The sequence below is a fragment of the Bartonella sp. AA78NXGY genome, assembly GCF_042197005.1.
Taxonomy (GTDB): Bacteria; Pseudomonadota; Alphaproteobacteria; order Rhizobiales; family Rhizobiaceae; genus Bartonella.
The window spans coordinates 150,063-166,759 of record NZ_JBHIRI010000002.1 but is presented as its reverse complement, the minus strand read 5'-3'; the positions used below and the strand labels follow the sequence as shown (position 1 = coordinate 166,759).

Annotated in this window: 12 protein-coding genes; 7 read left to right on the top strand and 5 right to left on the bottom strand. The window is 37.3% G+C overall.

Features of this window, described 5'->3' with window-relative positions; all coding sequences use genetic code 11:
- Nucleotides 1–16: 16 nt before the first annotated feature.
- Together ACFINL_RS01925 and rpoZ are read right to left on the bottom strand one after the other, a co-directional pair.
- The gene (locus ACFINL_RS01925; protein ID WP_375611211.1) at nt 17–2,242 is read right to left on the bottom strand and encodes a RelA/SpoT family protein; all 2,226 of its coding nucleotides are present in this window, start codon (nt 2,240–2,242) and stop codon (nt 17–19) included.
- A gap of 128 nt (nt 2,243–2,370) precedes the next feature.
- Nucleotides 2,371–2,769 carry a DNA-directed RNA polymerase subunit omega gene (gene rpoZ, locus ACFINL_RS01920; protein ID WP_273791104.1) on the bottom strand — a complete coding sequence of 133 codons (399 nt, stop codon included), beginning with the start codon at nt 2,767–2,769 and terminating at the stop codon, nt 2,371–2,373.
- 570 nt (nt 2,770–3,339) lie between these two features.
- Between rpoZ and ACFINL_RS01915 the strand changes: the two genes are divergently transcribed.
- Nucleotides 3,340–4,008, top strand: coding sequence for a uracil-DNA glycosylase (locus ACFINL_RS01915; RefSeq protein ID WP_375630891.1), 669 nt, complete (start codon nt 3,340–3,342; stop codon nt 4,006–4,008).
- 48 nt (nt 4,009–4,056) lie between these two features.
- Here the strand turns inward: ACFINL_RS01915 and smpB are convergent, their stop codons facing one another.
- Together smpB and dapA are read right to left on the bottom strand one after the other, a co-directional pair.
- Complete coding sequence (smpB, locus tag ACFINL_RS01910; protein ID WP_012231306.1) at nt 4,057–4,533, bottom strand: SsrA-binding protein SmpB; 477 nt, start codon at nt 4,531–4,533, stop codon at nt 4,057–4,059.
- An 18-nt stretch (nt 4,534–4,551) separates the two neighbouring features.
- On the bottom strand, nt 4,552–5,436 hold the full coding sequence (gene dapA / locus ACFINL_RS01905; RefSeq protein WP_375612952.1) for a 4-hydroxy-tetrahydrodipicolinate synthase: 885 nt from the start codon (nt 5,434–5,436) through the stop codon (nt 4,552–4,554).
- A gap of 250 nt (nt 5,437–5,686) precedes the next feature.
- Here dapA and ACFINL_RS01900 point away from each other — a divergent pair, with 250 nt between their 5' ends.
- Entirely contained in the window at nt 5,687–7,777 is a 2,091-nt protein-coding gene (locus ACFINL_RS01900; protein WP_375649517.1) for a lytic transglycosylase domain-containing protein, read from the top strand.
- A 1,035-nt stretch (nt 7,778–8,812) separates the two neighbouring features.
- Here the strand turns inward: ACFINL_RS01900 and ACFINL_RS01895 are convergent.
- Nucleotides 8,813–9,583 (bottom strand): energy transducer TonB, encoded by a 771-nt coding sequence (locus ACFINL_RS01895; protein WP_375649667.1) that lies wholly within the window; start codon nt 9,581–9,583, stop codon nt 8,813–8,815.
- A gap of 242 nt (nt 9,584–9,825) precedes the next feature.
- Here ACFINL_RS01895 and ACFINL_RS01890 point away from each other — a divergent pair, with 242 nt between their 5' ends.
- The 5 genes from ACFINL_RS01890 to ACFINL_RS01870 all read left to right on the top strand — a co-directional run bounded on the left by ACFINL_RS01890 (nt 9,826) and on the right by ACFINL_RS01870 (nt 16,164).
- The gene (locus tag ACFINL_RS01890; RefSeq protein WP_375611208.1) at nt 9,826–12,003 is read left to right on the top strand and encodes a TonB-dependent hemoglobin/transferrin/lactoferrin family receptor; all 2,178 of its coding nucleotides are present in this window, start codon (nt 9,826–9,828) and stop codon (nt 12,001–12,003) included.
- Between the two features lie 263 nt (nt 12,004–12,266).
- Complete coding sequence (locus ACFINL_RS01885) at nt 12,267–13,310, top strand: hemin-degrading factor (RefSeq protein ID WP_375649509.1); 1,044 nt, start codon at nt 12,267–12,269, stop codon at nt 13,308–13,310.
- Between the two features lie 18 nt (nt 13,311–13,328).
- Entirely contained in the window at nt 13,329–14,231 is a 903-nt protein-coding gene (locus ACFINL_RS01880) for a hemin ABC transporter substrate-binding protein (RefSeq protein ID WP_375649502.1), read from the top strand.
- Nucleotides 14,232–14,236: 5 nt separating this feature from the next.
- Nucleotides 14,237–15,334, top strand: a complete 1,098-nt coding sequence (locus tag ACFINL_RS01875) for a FecCD family ABC transporter permease (protein ID WP_375638085.1) — start codon at nt 14,237–14,239, stop codon at nt 15,332–15,334.
- Nucleotides 15,331–16,164: a heme ABC transporter ATP-binding protein gene (locus ACFINL_RS01870; RefSeq protein WP_375611204.1), complete on the top strand. Its 834-nt coding sequence runs from the start codon at nt 15,331–15,333 to the stop codon at nt 16,162–16,164. Before ACFINL_RS01875 ends, ACFINL_RS01870 begins: the two co-directional genes overlap by 4 nt.
- The last annotated feature ends 533 nt before the right edge of the window (nt 16,165–16,697 follow it).

Below are 16,697 nucleotides of genomic sequence, written 5' to 3'. Positions count from 1 at the left end.
TGCAAAATCTTTCTTTTTATCCATGAACCCGCCGTACTGTACTTACTGAACCTGCCTTTTTTAACTGAGAAAAAATACGATTCAAATGTTTTAAATCCCACACTTCCAAATCAATCATAATTTCTGTAAAATCTGGTGCTGTACGGATAAAAGATAAATTTTGGATATTGGCATCGTTAGCAGAAATTATTTGTGTAATTTCAGCCAAAGAACCAGGACTATTTACAACTAAAATATTCATCCGTGCAGGAAAACGTTCATTCATTTGGGCATCAATATCCCAGCGGACATCAATCCATCGTTCTGGCTGATCATCATACGCCATCAAAGCTGAAGACTGTATTGGATAAATAACAATCCCAGCTCCTGGCTGCATAATACCAACAATCCGATCTCCAGGTACTGCTCCTTCCGGTGAAAAACGTACGGGTATATCTCCACGGGTTCCTCTAATAGGCAAGGCTTTAGATTGATGATTCTCGACCATTGCATTCTTTTCATTTTCTGGAACTTTAAAAATCATACCTTGAGCATTTTCAATATTAAACCAACCTTCTTCCCCAGGCTTAAAAGATGACTTTTGTACCACACGGTGATCTTGATAATCAGGATAAACCGCTTTAATCACATCAGCGGAAAACAGCTCTCCACGCCCAACAGCAGCCAATACATCCTCTACATCTTTACGTGCTAAACGTGGCAAAACTTTCTTCAAAAGGTCTTTTGAAAATTGCTTTCCCATATATTCAAATGAACGCTCGAGAATACGATATCCTAAACCCGAATATTGTTTACGTACCGCTGCACGACTTGCTCGTCGAATAGCTGAACGTGCTTTACCCGTGACAACAAGAAATTCCCATGCTGCTGGCGGAATTTGAGCGTGTGAGCGAATAATATCAACCTCATCACCATTTTTTAATTTGGTCATTAAAGGCATAATACGACCATTGATTTTTACACCAACACAAGAATCACCGATGTCTGTATGGACGGCATAAGCAAAATCAATAGGCGTAGCTCCTTTAGGAAAAGCAATTAATCGACCTTTCGGCGTAAAACAAAAAACTTGGTCTTGAAAAAGCTCAAGTTTTGTATGTTCTAAAAACTCTTCTGGATTATCTCCATCAGACAAAGATTGTATCGTTTGACGCAACCATGCATAGGCATTCGTTTCACTTGATAACTTCACAGTCGAATAATTGGAACCGTGCTCTTTATATATGGAATGAGCAGCAACCCCATATTCAGCAACTTCATCCATAGCAGCCGTTCTAATTTGCAACTCAACACGTTGTCTTGAAGGACCAACAATTGTTGTATGAATAGAACGATAATCATTTTGCTTTGGTATAGAGATATAATCTTTAAAACGACCAGGAACCATTGGCCATGTCGTATGAATGACACCAAGAGCACGATAACAATCATTCACGGACTCAACAATCACACGAAATCCAAAAATATCCGATAATTGTTCAAAAGATAATGCTTTACTTTCCATTTTGCGAAAAACTGAATAAGATTTTTTCTGACGGCTTTTAACATCTGCTTTAATGCCATTTTCCAAAAAAAGTTTTGTCAATTCATTTTCAATTGTGGAAAGCAAATCACGGTTGTGTTTCAATAATTCAGAAAGTCGATTGGTAATCGTACGATAACCTTCTGGATTTAAATAAAAGAAAGAGAGATCCTCTAATTCCTCACGCATATCCTGCATACCCATACGACCTGCAAGTGGCGCATAGATATCCATCGTCTCTTCAGCAATTCGCCGACGTTTATCATCACGCATAACACCAAGGGTACGCATATTATGAAGACGATCAGCAAGTTTGACTAAAAGAACACGAACATCATCAGAAATAGCAATAAGAAGTTTACGAAGATTTTCTGCTTGTACGGCTTTCTTTGATACAAGATCAAGCTTATTAAGCTTTGTAAGCCCTTCAACCAACTTCCCAATTTCAGAACCAAAAAGCTGATCAATTTCTGCTCGTGTAGCGCTTGTATCTTCAATTGTATCATGCAAAAGAGCAACAGCAATCGTTGCCTCATCCAACCGCATATCTGTCAAAATAGCAGCAACTTCTAAAGGATGAGAAAAATAAAGATCACCTGACGCACGCTTTTGATGTGCATGCTTTTTCATTGCATAATCATAGGCCCTGTTTAAAAGAGCCTCATCTACGTCAGACTTGTAACGTTGAACACGTCCAACAAGCTCACACTGACGCATCATACGAGCATATCCTTTATCTTTTCACACCTCTAATCTTTATTGAACATGTCCTATCAATAAAAGACAAGAAAAATAATTGCTCCTTACATGACAAGGTATCTTTACTCCTGTAACATAAATTGCTGCAATTAATAATCGTCACTTTTTTCTGGAACAACCAAACCTTCAATACCCGCTAAAAGCTCTTCTTCTGACATATGATCAAATGAAGTACCTTCTTCTTGCGACGACGTATTAAAAACACTTTCAGCTTCACCTGAATGGGTAATAAATTCACTTGCCATTTCTGGCTCATCTACTTCCACATGCTTTTGCAACGAATGAATAAGGTCTTCCTTTAAATCAGCAGGCGACAATGTTTCTTCTGCTATTTCACGCAAAGCAACAACTGGATTTTTATCATTATCACGATCAACCGTAATCTGCGCTCCTTGTGAAATCTGACGCGCCCGATGACCTGCTAAAAGTACCAATTCAAAGCGGTTGTCAACTTTATCAATACAATCTTCTACCGTTACGCGGGCCATTTATGCCTCTTTCTCAAATAAAAAAATTTAATAGCGGATAGAGGAGTATATACAATAATCAAAATAAAACACAAGAAAAACAACACAAACTTTTATATTTTTTGATTAAAGAACTTATTTAAAAAAAATCTTGGAAAATTTATAAAAATGTATAACCTATTCATGCTTGTTATCAAAATTTCTTTTAAAAGCATTCCAATAGATTGACTTCAAACAAAGGGAGGTCTTTCTTGACAAAATACTTGTCTGGAGTCCTTATCCTTTTAAAAGGAATACCTGCTGTTTAAACCCTTTGCAATAACAGCAGCCTTATACATACTTTTTATGATAATATCTTTATCTAAAGAGAAAACTTTTTTCTTTGAACATCATGTGTATCGCACTCTTATTCATCGAATAAATTACTGAAAAATGATCTCTCTTTACACAATAATGAGCAATAAGTTTATATTAAACTTTCTTCTAAAAAAGTTTATTTATATTCATTATAGATTGTTTATCAAAACATAACCCGTCATATACGCTATATAAAGACTCAAAAAAATAGAAAAACGATTGATGCCTAACACCATGAATAGCCAATTAACATCACTTTGCCCAGAACCACCCCAAAATTGCAATTTATGTCCTAGGCTTCATCAATTTATCGCTGGCTGGCGTGTAAAAGAACCAAGTTGGTATAACGCACCGGTGCGCCCATTCTTTCCTTATAAAGGGCCAGATACAACACGCCTTCTTATTGTTGGGCTTGCTCCTGGATTACGCGGAGCAAATCGAACTGGACGTCCATTTACTGGTGATTATGCTGGGCACTTACTTTATTCAACTTTAAAAAAGTTTGGTTTTGCCCAAGGAACCTTTGAAGAAAGAGCAGACGATACTCTTGAACTTATTGATGCAGCAATTGTTAACTCTGTTCGTTGTGTTCCACCAGAAAATAAACCCACCGGTGCAGAAATTAACACGTGCCGCTATTTCTTCTCACCTCTTTTAACAAATCTTCCCAAACTTAAAGCCGTTATTACCTTAGGCACCATTGCGCACCATTCAACGATACGTGCCCTTAATGCAAAAGTTTTATCTCACCCTTTTGGACACGGTGAAATCAATAACATCGGCAGATTACGCATCTTTTCGAGCTATCACTGTTCTCGTTATAATACAAATACTGGGCGCTTGACAGACGCCATGTTTCACCAAATCTTTCAAGCAGCAAAAACATACTTAGATCAATGCTAAAACTGTTTTAAAAAGTGCTATAAATAAAGAATATCGAAATTGCATCCATCATCCATATCTTTTTAAAAGTCTTGCTTTTTCACGTCCCCAATCACGCTTTTTTTCCGTTTCGCGCTTATCATGAAGCTTTTTCCCCCGCGCTAGAGCGATCTCCAACTTAACGCGCCCTCGTTCATTAAAATAAAGTTTGAGAGGAACAAGTGTCATTCCTTCACGAGACGTTGCATTAAAAAAACGTGCCATCTCACGTTTTGAAAGTAATAATTTGCGCAAACGTCGTGGTTCATGATTAAAACGATTAGCCTGCGTATATTCAGGAATATAGCTGTTTACTAACCATAATTCCCCATTCTCAAAACTCGCATAGCTTTCAGCAATATTGGCATGATTAGAACGTAAGGACTTCACTTCCGCTCCCTGAAGGACAAGACCAGCCTCGAGATTATTAAGGATTTCAAAATTAAAACGTGCTTTACGATTGTCAGCAATTATTTTCCGTACGGGCGCGTTCTTTTTTTTATTCATGGCTTTGTCAATATCATTTTATGCTTTTAAAAGACCAGCATGACTGAGGGCTGCATCAATAATCTTCTTTGTTCTTTCTGTTAATGGAACAATAGGAGAACGCACAGTATCACCACAAAATCCTAATTTTGCAGCAGCATATTTAATACCTGCTGGACTAGGTTCAATAAACACAGCACGATTAAGAGGCATCAAGCGATCATTTAATTCTCGTGCTGTTTTATAATCACCACGAAAACAAGCGGCTTGAAGCTCTGCACAAAGCTTTGGAGCAACATTAGAAGAAACTGAAATACACCCCATACCTCCATGTGCATTAAAACCTAACGCCGTACAATCATCACCGGAAAGCTGCACAAAATCTTTTCCACACTTTTCACCTTGTTCACTAACGCGCTCAATTCTGCTCGTTGCATCCTTAACACCAATGATATTGTTAAAATCTTGATAAAGGTCTTTCATCGTTTCTACAGCCATATCGATAATAGAACGACCAGGAATATTATAAATTATAATCGGAATAGAAACAGCTTTGGCAATGGAAGAAAAATGCTTGTATAAACCAGATTGATTTGGTCTATTATAATAGGGAGTGACAACCAAAACTGCATCTGCACCAGCTTTTTGCGCGTATTGTGCAAGCTCTACAGCCTCGCTTGTGCTATTTGATCCCGCTCCAGCAACAACAGGAACACGCTTTGCAACCTGCTCAACACACAATTCTATAATCCGCTTATGTTCTTCATGACTTAACGTTGCTGATTCACCTGTTGTCCCAACAGGGCTTACTCCGTTAATCCCTTGTGTGATCTGCCATTCAACAAAATCACAAAACGCCTTCTCATCAATCGCGCCCTTGTTATCAAACGGTGTGATAAGCGCAGTTATAGCTCCCTTGAGCATGATAAACTCCCTATAATGTTTGCTTTTATTTTTTTATAATCGCCTTTTATAAATTTTAAATAGAACATAATCTTGCTCTATCATTGAAGCAAGATGAATTTCAAAAAAAGCCCCCATAAGATGAAAATGTCCCTCCTTAAATGTTGAACATTTCTTTAAAATAAGCCGTCTATATTAACGCGTTTTTCATGCTTGTGTTCTATAAATCCTTAAGTTTTTACAAAAAGCAAGGTCTCAAGGTCTTTTCTCTATGCGTGTATTATCCACCTCTCTTTTCGTATCAACCTTTACTACACTTATACTGGCAATAAGAATTTTATTTTCAAGTGCATACGCGCAAACACCCCTTTTGCAAGGGAAAGTACCAATCCCTTTGGTTCGCCCTACTCCCTTTACCGCAAAAGAAGCTCAAGAATCTCTTCAACAGATACACACTACATCACACAATACTGCTACACTTCAGCAACTGAAAACTGGGCTAGATGCACTAGCAAACAACAATATTGCAAAAACAATAAATCTTCGTAATTCAATGGAAAAACATAGCCTTGATCGTCATATTTTGACATGGGCGCTGGGGGTGTCAAACCAAGCTAATATACCCAGTTCTGAAATATTTAATGCAATCAACATGCTAAAAGGATGGCCCGGTATAGAAACGATGCAACGCAATGCTGAACGTGCTTTTCTTAACGAAACCAATATCACACACGCCATTATCCAAAAATTTTCTCATCATCCCCCCCTTACAGCACAAGGCATGGCTCTCTTTGCTAAAGCACTCATTGCAACGGGACAAATCACCCGTGCTCAACACATTATTGCACCATGGTGGCATAAAACACGGCTTAATGCACAAGAAGAAGTATTTGTTCTTAAAAATGCAAGTGCTGCCTTAAAACCTATTGATCATTTAAAACGCATGCAGTTTATGTTGTATGCACATCGTTTTGATTCAGCGGCACGCGTTGCAAAATTAGCCCATGCTCAATCTCTTTTTAATGCTTTTGTGGCGGTTGAAAAAAATGATCCTAGCGCAACACAAAAATTAAAAGCTTTAGAAAGAGTATGGAAAAAAGATCCTCTCTTCCAGTTTGCTCGAATGCGCCATCTGCGGCGAACAGAACAATATGATGCAGCCGCAACACTCATGATGAAAACATCACAAGATGCATTCCATCTTATGAACCCTCAATCATTGTGGAAAGAGCAACGCGCCCTTTCTCGTGAAATGCTTGATTTAAACAAACCCCAAATAGCTTATCAACTCGTTGCAAGGCACACTGGTATGACATCTGCATTAGCCGTCGATGCTGAATTTCACGCAGGATGGTATGCACTACGGTTTCTTCATAACCCTAAGTTGGCAATGCAACATTTTTCACGCATTCCTCAACTCTCCTCTTTACCTTTTGCTGCATCACGTGGATATTACTGGATGGGACGAACAGCAGAAACGCTAGGAGAACATAAAAATGCCCAGCTGTACTTTCATCGCGCCGCTCATTTTGGCGCAACGTATTATGGTCAATTAGCCGCTGCGCGACTCAACCAAAAAAAATTTAATATCTCTTTTCCTAAACCAACAATCGCTGAGCGACAACATTTTAGTGCACGAAAAGCGATCAAAGCAATTCAACGTCTTGAAGAAGCTGGATATGCTGAGTTTGCTAAAGTTTTTTATAGAGAACTCGGAAAAAAAATAGAAAGCCCCGGTGAATTAGCTCTTCTGGCTGTTATGGCAGAAAAAAATGGTGACTATTATACCAGCCTCAGAATCGGAAAAATGGCTGCTTTCCTAGGAAAAAATGTCGGAGCACTCTCTCATCCTCTGGGAGCTATACCAGACTCTGCTCATATTTCTGTAGAAGAAAAATCGCTTATCTATGCCATTGCACACAAAGAAAGCGAATTTAATCCAACAGCCATATCACAAGCAGGTGCACAAGGGATACTCCAATTGCTTCCTACAACTGCAGAAGCACTAGCAAAAAAATACTCAATCGCATGGTCTCCTAAAAGATTTAGCAGTGATGCGCGTTATAATGTGACATTAGGCACCCATTTTCTCAATGAACAATTGGAACGTTTTAATGGATCCTATATACTAACTCTTATTGGCTATAATGCAGGCCCCCGCCGTGTCAATGAATGGATCAAGCGCTATGGCGATCCTCGAGGACAACCTCTCGATAACGTCATCGATTGGATTGAACGTATCCCTTATACAGAAACACGGAATTACGTGATGTGTGTCATGGAAAATTATGGTGTCTACAAAGCGAGACTCACTGGGAAAATAGATATAAAAACCGACTTGCTTTCTGGTCGACGGAAATAATATGCCTTAACTTCCCAAATAGCATTTGAAATGCGTTCACAAGAAGTGTTTTTATTCCTTTTTAAATAGTACCCACATACCAACCTTCTTAGGATATATAAAAAGTAATTTTAATTAATTCAGTATTAATAAATTCGAAATGAGAAAACCCTCCGCTATTTTGGTCTTTTATTCCAAATACAAAATGATGAATTATCATTATAAATAAACATGTCGTACAAATAGTTCATTTCTTCTCAACATAAACGACAATATCATAGAGATTACAAATATAAGAAAAGAGTGAAACAAATAGCTCATCCTTTTACTGCTGCTTATTAGACAATATTCAAATCTTGTGAAACAGCATTTTTTAAAACTATTTTTTCTGCTTATAACATTTCTATACCAAATAAGAGCACGTTATTATATATATATATATATATCGTTTGGATTATTTCTGATAACAGAAAGACAGACACATTGAGTTAGAAAGCCTTTAAAGACAAACAATTCTCTTCTGCCCCTTCCCTTTTCATTCGGTTTTACGACTTTTAAATATGTCAATATCTTTTAATAATAAAGATGAAACTTTGCTTTTTTCTCATTTTTACATATAAGCTCACATCCTTTACACAAAACAGAGCATCCCCAAATAGTATGTTTTTCTTATTTATATTATTGTTTTATTTTAATGTTTCTAAGTCCATTTCACAACGGTGTATCTGAAAAGTACTTACGAAAATCCTCTCACGAATGGTATAAAAATCGATTAGACACGATTAACCTTTAATTAATAAAAGCTATAGCTCTATCATCCCTTAACTCCCAATGTTGCAAAAGCCCTTTCATTTAGAGCACTCATAAGAAGTATATTCACTGCTTTTTAGAAGTTTTTTATCCATGCTCCTCCTCAACTTGTATCATAAGTAAGCGGATGGTTTTGATTGATTCAACATCAAAAAAATTCGAATAAATTATATTTGAACTTTCATCAAAATTATAAACAATCATTATAAATCAATATATTATAAGAAAATCGCCCCGTATAAAAAATCAGCTAAATATTAGGGATACTCTAATTGTTTTATTCACTTTTGATGGTGGTGGTGGTGGAAAAGAACCAACGCGTCGAAGGGCTGCCATCGCTAATCGATCAAGTTCTGGATCTCCAGCAGAAACAATGACACGACTAGAAAAAATACTCCCCTGCTCATGCACCATAAATTCTAACTTCACCGTTCCTTTTGTACGATTGGTGCGCTGTCCCACAATATAATTTTTTTGCCTTTCTAATTGTGACTGTACCTTTGCTAACCACTCCATTAACAACATATCTTCAAGCCCTGCTGTACCGCCGCCCTTGTTGATGGAAGAAGAACGTACCGCCTTTGCATTGGAGCGCTTTACTACGGCCTTTGGCATCTGTATTGTTTTTTTGATAAACGCTTTATGCTCCACTTTTTGAGGTAGGGGTTCTTCCAAAGGCTTTAAATCATCTTGTTCTACTATATGCTGAGGTTCTTCCGATTGAACTTCATCCACGGATTCCAATCCTTCTGACTCCTGCTCTAGGAGATCAGACTGTAATATTTCTTGTTCTGTATTAATATCCGACTCTCTATGAATATCTGGCAAGTCTGTATCAACATCCGGATATACAGTTTCTTGCACAAAAGTCAGCATAATCTCCGATGAGAGCAAACCATTACTTATACCAGTACTTTGAAAATAAAACTGTGCTGCCAATAATACATGCAAAAAGAAAGCCCCAATAAATGCACCAATCCAAAGAGTTAATAATTGTTTCGTATTTGCAAAAATCATCGTTTCTTCTGCCACTATTTTAAGCTTAATATTGGTGTTCAATCTCATTAAAACAGGCTATTTTGAAATTGCAACTTTTTTCTTGACTGATTTTGTCATGTTTAATATGGTCTTCTAATGATTTTGTGACGTTGTCAAAATCATTCCTACTTGGCTGGCAAGTTTTAATCAGTGAGTCCAGCCTTTTTGTATTAAAAAATTTCAAAACAGAGAGGGGATGTTTAAAAGGGTTATGATGTGTTATGCAAATAAGACGAAAAAATATCTATAAAAGCTGTGTAATTTTAAGTGCATTATCGGTCTGTATACCTTCATTTGTTTTTGCACAAAATAAAGATGGAAGTGCTGTCACTGAACTCAAACCAATCCTTATTAAAGGAAAAAAAATAGAAGATGCTTCAAATTCAATAACCATTCTGACTGATCGTAAGACCAACAAGAATATTGATGAAAGACAAATAACTGATGTTTATGATGTGAGTCGTCTTAATCCTTCCGTATCCTATAACTCAGAAAATAACAGTTTCGTTATTCGAGGTTTAGATGCAAACCGTGTTCTTACGACAATGGATGGTATTTCTCTTCCATGGTTTAATGATATATTCCGTGGTGGAGGTGGAAACACAACTTTTGATTTCAATGCTCTTTCTACGTTTGATACTATTCAAGGATCAGATTCTAGTCTTTATGGTTCTGGCGCCTTAGGGGGAATCATTGCGTTGCGTACCCTTGATCCTGAAGACCTGATCGTGGAAGAAAAGAATTGGGGAAGCCTTATAAAAGGTGGTTATAATTCTGTTGATAACAGCTGGCGCATCGATCAAGCTTTTGCTGTGCGTAATTACCGAACATTTTTACTTTTTCAAGGATCTTATGTAGAAGGTCATGAGCGCAAAAATATGGGAACAGTAGAAGGGTATGAGGAACGCACGCGCAAAAACCCTTCTCACTTTGATAAAAATAACTTACTTTTTAAAATTCATCAATATTTGAGTGATAATCACCGCCTTGGTTTTACCGCAGAGCGTTTTGGTCATAATAGTAACACACATGAATTAAATTCGTCTAAAAGATACGCTCCAGGTTCCGTTTATGAGCAGGATAATAAACTTCGTGAGCGCTTTTCTCTTTCTTATAATTATAATGGTAATGGTGATGCAGTTCTTGATGCGTTTAATGGGCAGCTTTATTGGCAAAGGCAATCAAGTCGTTACGTTATGACAGGCGTTCGTGTTTCAGCTCCCAAAGGGGATTATTTGAGAGATAATTTCTTGCGTAATATCAATTATGGTTTCAATGCTGATGCCCTTAAAAAAGTGGATTTTGGCACTATAAACCATACGTTAAAGTTTGTAATGAATGTTTCGTCATCTAAATTTCATCACTATTTGTTAGGTAAAGACAATTGTCATATAAAAGAATACGCTCGGGGATGTCTTTTTGTTCCTGCTAATCGATCAGATTCACCAGACACAAATGGTTACAATTTAGGTTTTGTTTTTGAAGATGAAATTGGGTTGGTTGATGATCGTTTTCGTATAACACCGGGAATCCGGTATGATTGGTACAAATATGTTCCTCAGAAAACACCTTCTTATGAGAAAGCACTGATTTCTGATAAATTCCCTCCAGAAAGAAATGGTTCACGCTTTTCTCCTAAATTACGCGTGGAGTGGGATGTTCGTAATCAAGTAACGCTCTATGCTCAGTGGGCACAGGCTTTTCGTGCACCACGTATTTCAGAACTTTACGTCTCTTATATCAAACCTTCTGCTTATTACGTGAAAGGGAATCCTGATCTTCAACCAGAAACAAGCAATGGGTATGATGTTGGTCTACGGTATGGAAATGTAAATTTCGGTGGTTCCTTCAATGCCTTTTTCAATAAATATAAGAATTTCATAGATACTGAGGATAGAGGGCCATCAGAGGAATTTAGATTTGCGCGTCGGCATTACATGAATCGTTTTCACGTGCAAATTTTTGGTGTTGAGACAAAAGCCCATTTAGTTCTTAAAAATGGTTTTCATAGCAATGTTGCTCTTGCTTATTCACAAGGAAAAGATCTTGATAAAAAGGAGTATCTTAACTCAATTCCTCCTTTGAAAGCAGTTATCGGATTAGGATATGCAAAAGAGGTTTGGGGAAGCGATATTATCCTTACTTTGGCAGCTAAACGTGACAAAGTAGCCGGAGAATCTGATTACCAAAAAATTCCAGGATATCATGTCGTTGATATGACAGGGTGGTGGAAACCATTCGGTGAAACGGGACCTATTCTAAGAGCCGGTGTTTATAATCTTTTCAATACAAAATATTGGAATGTATCTGAACTTCCTTCAGGTAAAAGTTCAACACCAAAAGATTATTATAGCCAGCCTGGTCGTAACTTTAAGGTGTCGTTTGTACAAAAGTTTTAGTCACTTCTGTTAATTATTCGGTCAATAAAATCGTATTGATAAAAGGATTAATTATTGTGTTTCTATTTTCAACATCTTTAAAATTACAAAGATTTGGTAGAAAAGTTTTAATTCTTTCTGTTTTATCGTTTTTTGATTGCTCAGCTGTTGGCGATAGAGTGTTATTTTGTGATAGATTGAACTCTTAAAAGAATTTAATTTATTGCCTTGGAATTGTAAAATTTGAAAGTTAGTTTTTGAGTTAAGTAACATAAGGTAAATTCATGGCACATACAGCTGAAATGATTCTTCGTTTGCGTGAAGAAAAAAAAGAAATGCGAAACCGCGATTTTGCGGTTTCGATTGGTATATCTGAAGCGGAGCTTATTGCGGCTTATTGTACCATTGGAAAAGCAAAAAGGCTACAAACTGATGTTGCTACTCTCTTGGAAAATGCACCTCGACTTGGAACCGTCATGGTCTTAACTCGCAATGAATATGCTGTTCACGAAATAACGGGACGCTTTGAAAAAATTGTTCAAAACGAACATATTCCTATCACACTTGGTGAAATTGATTTGCGTATTTTTACAAAACAATGGAAGTTCGGTTTTGAATATGATGTCGTTATTCTTGGAAAACCTACAAAAAGTCTGCAATTCTTTGATCAACATGGCGTTGCTATTTTAAAGGTCTATTCTAAAGATATGACAAATATGGAAGAGTGGAATAAACTTGTTGAAAAGCTCCTTCTTGAAGATCAGTCTCCTGTTCTTAACATTCTTCCCGTTTCTCTCCCAGCCCAATGTGACATAACAGAATTGGATATTGAGAGTTTTCGGGATCGTTGGCGGAAAATGACAGATGTACACCAACTTCACAAAATTATTTCCGAATTTAAAATTAATCGACATCATGCTGTAAAATATGTTGGTAATGAATTTGCCGATGAATTACAGGTAAATGCTGTTGAAATAATGCTTAACCAAGTCGCACAACAAGAACTGCCAATCATGTGTTTTGTTGGGAATATAGGGTGTATTCAAATTTTTAGTGGGACTGTAAAAAATATTAAGCAAATGGGACCTTGGCTTAATGTTCTTGATCCAAGATTTGACCTTCATTTACTCACGTCCGGGATTGCTAGAGTATGGCATGTTCGCAAACCTACCCGTGATGGTTATGTCAGTTCACTTGAAGTTTTCGATAAAGATGATGAGATGGTTATTCAATTTTTTGGCGTACGCAAGGAGGGTCAAAAAGAACGTGAAGATTGGCGTTCTTTATTGAATAATTTGCCATCATGCCAAGAAAACAGCAGTAACTAAGATAAGATAAGGTTAGACATGTTCATATCTCTTTTACATAGGTTATCAAACCTTTTTCTTACGTGTTTACTGCTCTCTCTTACTTGTTTTTCTAAACAAGTAATTGCTGAACCTGCAACGCGTTTTCCTGAAAATGCTCGAATTGTTTCTATCGGCGGAGCACTTACAGAAATTGTCTATGCATTGGGAGCCCAAGATCAACTTGTCGCCCGTGATAGTACAAGCGTCTACCCACAAGAAGCGCTCAAGCTTCCTGTGCTTGGATATATGCGTGCTCTTTCACCTGAGGGGGTTTTATCACTTGCTCCAGAGGGTATATTGCTTGTTGAAGGAAGTGGTCCCGCTTCAACAATTGATATTCTCAAAAAAACATCAATACCTCTGGTGATCATACCAGAAGACTACTCCCGTGAAAATGTGATAGAAAAGATTCGCCTCGTTGGTCAAGCCATTCATCGGGAAGTGCAAGCCGCGGCGTTAATTGAGAAATTGAAGCGTAATTTTTTAGACAACGATGCGCGTTTGGCGAAAGTAACAACACCAAAGCGTGTTCTTTTTGTTTTCTCTGTGCAAAATGGACGCGTCATGGCATCTGGAACAGGTACTGCAGCTGATAGTATGATCAAACTTTCAGGCGCTATCAATGCTATCACCGATTATAAAGGATATAAACTTCTCAACGGCGAAGCATTATTGAAATCAGATCCTGATGTTATTTTGCTTGTAAAACATGGTGCAAGATCAACCAGCATTGATAAGATTTTAGCCATACCGGCAGTTCAAGCAACAACTGCAGCGAAAAATCATGCCATAAAACAGATGGATGCTATGTATTTTTTGGGATTTGGTCCACGTACTGCAGACGCATCAAGAGAGCTTATTGAGATACTTTATGGTGCACATCAAAACGGTAAGAGCTGATAAAAATGGTAGACGGTACATCCAAGATGCATTTACCTAAAGAAAAAGAAGGTAAAAAAATAAACCGTTCAAAGCAGGGGAAGATTTTATTATTAAGCTTAATAATATTCCTTATTTTCAGTATTTTTGGTGGGCTCTTGAATGGTGCAGCAAAGGTTTCTTTCGTTGATCTCCTCCATGTGATACTTACACAAGATTTTTCGGTAAGTAGTAAAACGCGTGATTACCTCGTGCTCATCGACATAAGGCTTCCCCGTGTTATCTTGGGATTATTGATTGGAGCAGCCTTAGCTGTCTCCGGTGTTCTTATGCAAGGGCTTTTTCGTAATCCTCTTGCAGATCCCGGAATTGTAGGTGTATCAGCAGGTGCTGGACTTGGAGCAGTCTTAGCAATTGTTGTCGGCATTGCTTTTCCTGTTTCTTTTGCACCTTTTCTAGAGCCTTATAAAGTTATCATAGGTGCTTTTTTTGGTGGACTTTTATCAACGATTATTCTCTACATAATAGCAACGCATAACAGCTTTACCTCTATTGCAACCATGCTGCTTGCTGGTATTGCTCTTGGTGCATTAAGCAGTGCTGTTGTAGGAACATTGATTTTTGTCGCAAATGACCAACAACTGCGTGATATCACTTTTTGGAGTCTGGGCTCTCTTGCGGGCGCTACATGGTTGAAAGTATGGCTTGTTCTCCCTTTTATCGTTATTGGTCTTCTTTTCTCTCCCTTTTTATCACGAGCACTTAATGCCCTTGCTCTTGGAGAAGCTGTTGCTGGCCATATTGGTTTCCATATTCAACGCGTCAAAAATATTGCTATTCCCCTTGTTGCTCTTATGTGCGGTAGTGCTGTTGCTGTCAGTGGTGGTATTGGTTTTATTGGTATTATTGTTCCTCATATTTTACGTCAACTCATAGGTCCTGATCATCGCTATCTCATTCCTTGCTCTGCTCTCTTGGGAGCAGCATTACTTATTTTTGCTGATATGTTTGCACGCTTAATTGTTGCCCCCGCAGAATTGCCGATTGGGATTGTAACAGCGCTTTTTGGTGCACCTTTCTTTCTATGGATCCTTATATGCAAACGAGGAACAGACTTTTCATGATTGAAGCGACAAATATTTGTGTTCAGCGCGGAAAGAAGCAGATTCTTAAACACATTAATCTTCAAGCTAAAAGTGGTGCTTTTACCATTATTATTGGTCCTAATGGATCAGGAAAAAGTACTTTTATCAAAGCTCTGAGTGGTGAAATTCCTTATAGTGGAAAAATAACCTTAAATGGTTATAATGTATGCCAAACAAAAACTCATGTAATGGCAAAAATGCGGGCTGTACTACCACAATCAACAACGCTCGTATTTCCATTCTTAGTCCATGAAGTTGTAGGGCTTGGCCTTTCTGTAAACCAATTTAGCATTGCCAAAGCCGAATTGCAAAATCTTATCCAGAAAGCTTTAGAGTGCGTTGACCTTTCTGATTATGGCAACCTGTATTATCACCAATTATCAGGTGGAGAACAAGCTAGAGTACAACTTGCCCGTGTACTTTGCCAAGTCTGGAAACCTGTTCATAATGGGATTCCTCGCTGGATGATATTAGATGAACCTATTGCTAGCCTCGATATTCAACATCAAATCATCGTTATGGATATTGCTAAACAATTTGCTCATTCTGGTGGCGGCGTTCTTGCTGTTCTTCATGACCTCAATCTCGCGGCACATTATGCAGATAACATGATCTTGCTCAAGGAAGGTGAGATTTATTGCGAAGGAAATGCAACTAATGTGTTGACAACACAAAATCTCCGCGATGTTTATCATTGTTCTTTAAACGTTTCTGAATTACCTAAAGAAGATATCCCTTTTATACTCCCTCAAACGACATCCTCCTATGAAATTAGATCTCTAGGCTATCGGCTTCAATCTAAAAACTAAAGTCCATAGCAAAATAAAACACGCAAATATTCAAGAATCTTTTTTATTTTTATATGAACTCCTTTTTGTCATCTATCATTAAAAAAGAAGACCAAGCACCCTAAAGATATTTTTGGAAAAAACTACCAGTTTAAAATCTTTCAAGATTTTACGTAACTAAAAACATGTGAAGTTTTGTTTTGCTATCAAACTGTTAGATAATACGAATTTATACAACATAAATATGCGTTTTCCTACTCTTTATATCACTTTTATCTTTATAAAAATGATTCAAGAAATGCGTACAAATGCCTTTGTTATAATAACGGGTGTATTATTATATCTTCTAAGGACCATATAGAAATCAAGTACCTTTCTCCCCTGCATAAAAGATTTATTTGTAGCTTTAATGGTAATGTTTTCTTTATAATACATATACTTTAGCTTATTTGTATAAATAAATATTGATTTACAATGATATTTTTAATTTTCTTTCTCTATTAAAAAATTGTTTATTGGCATATCACAAAGAATTAACCTATTGAATAAAAACT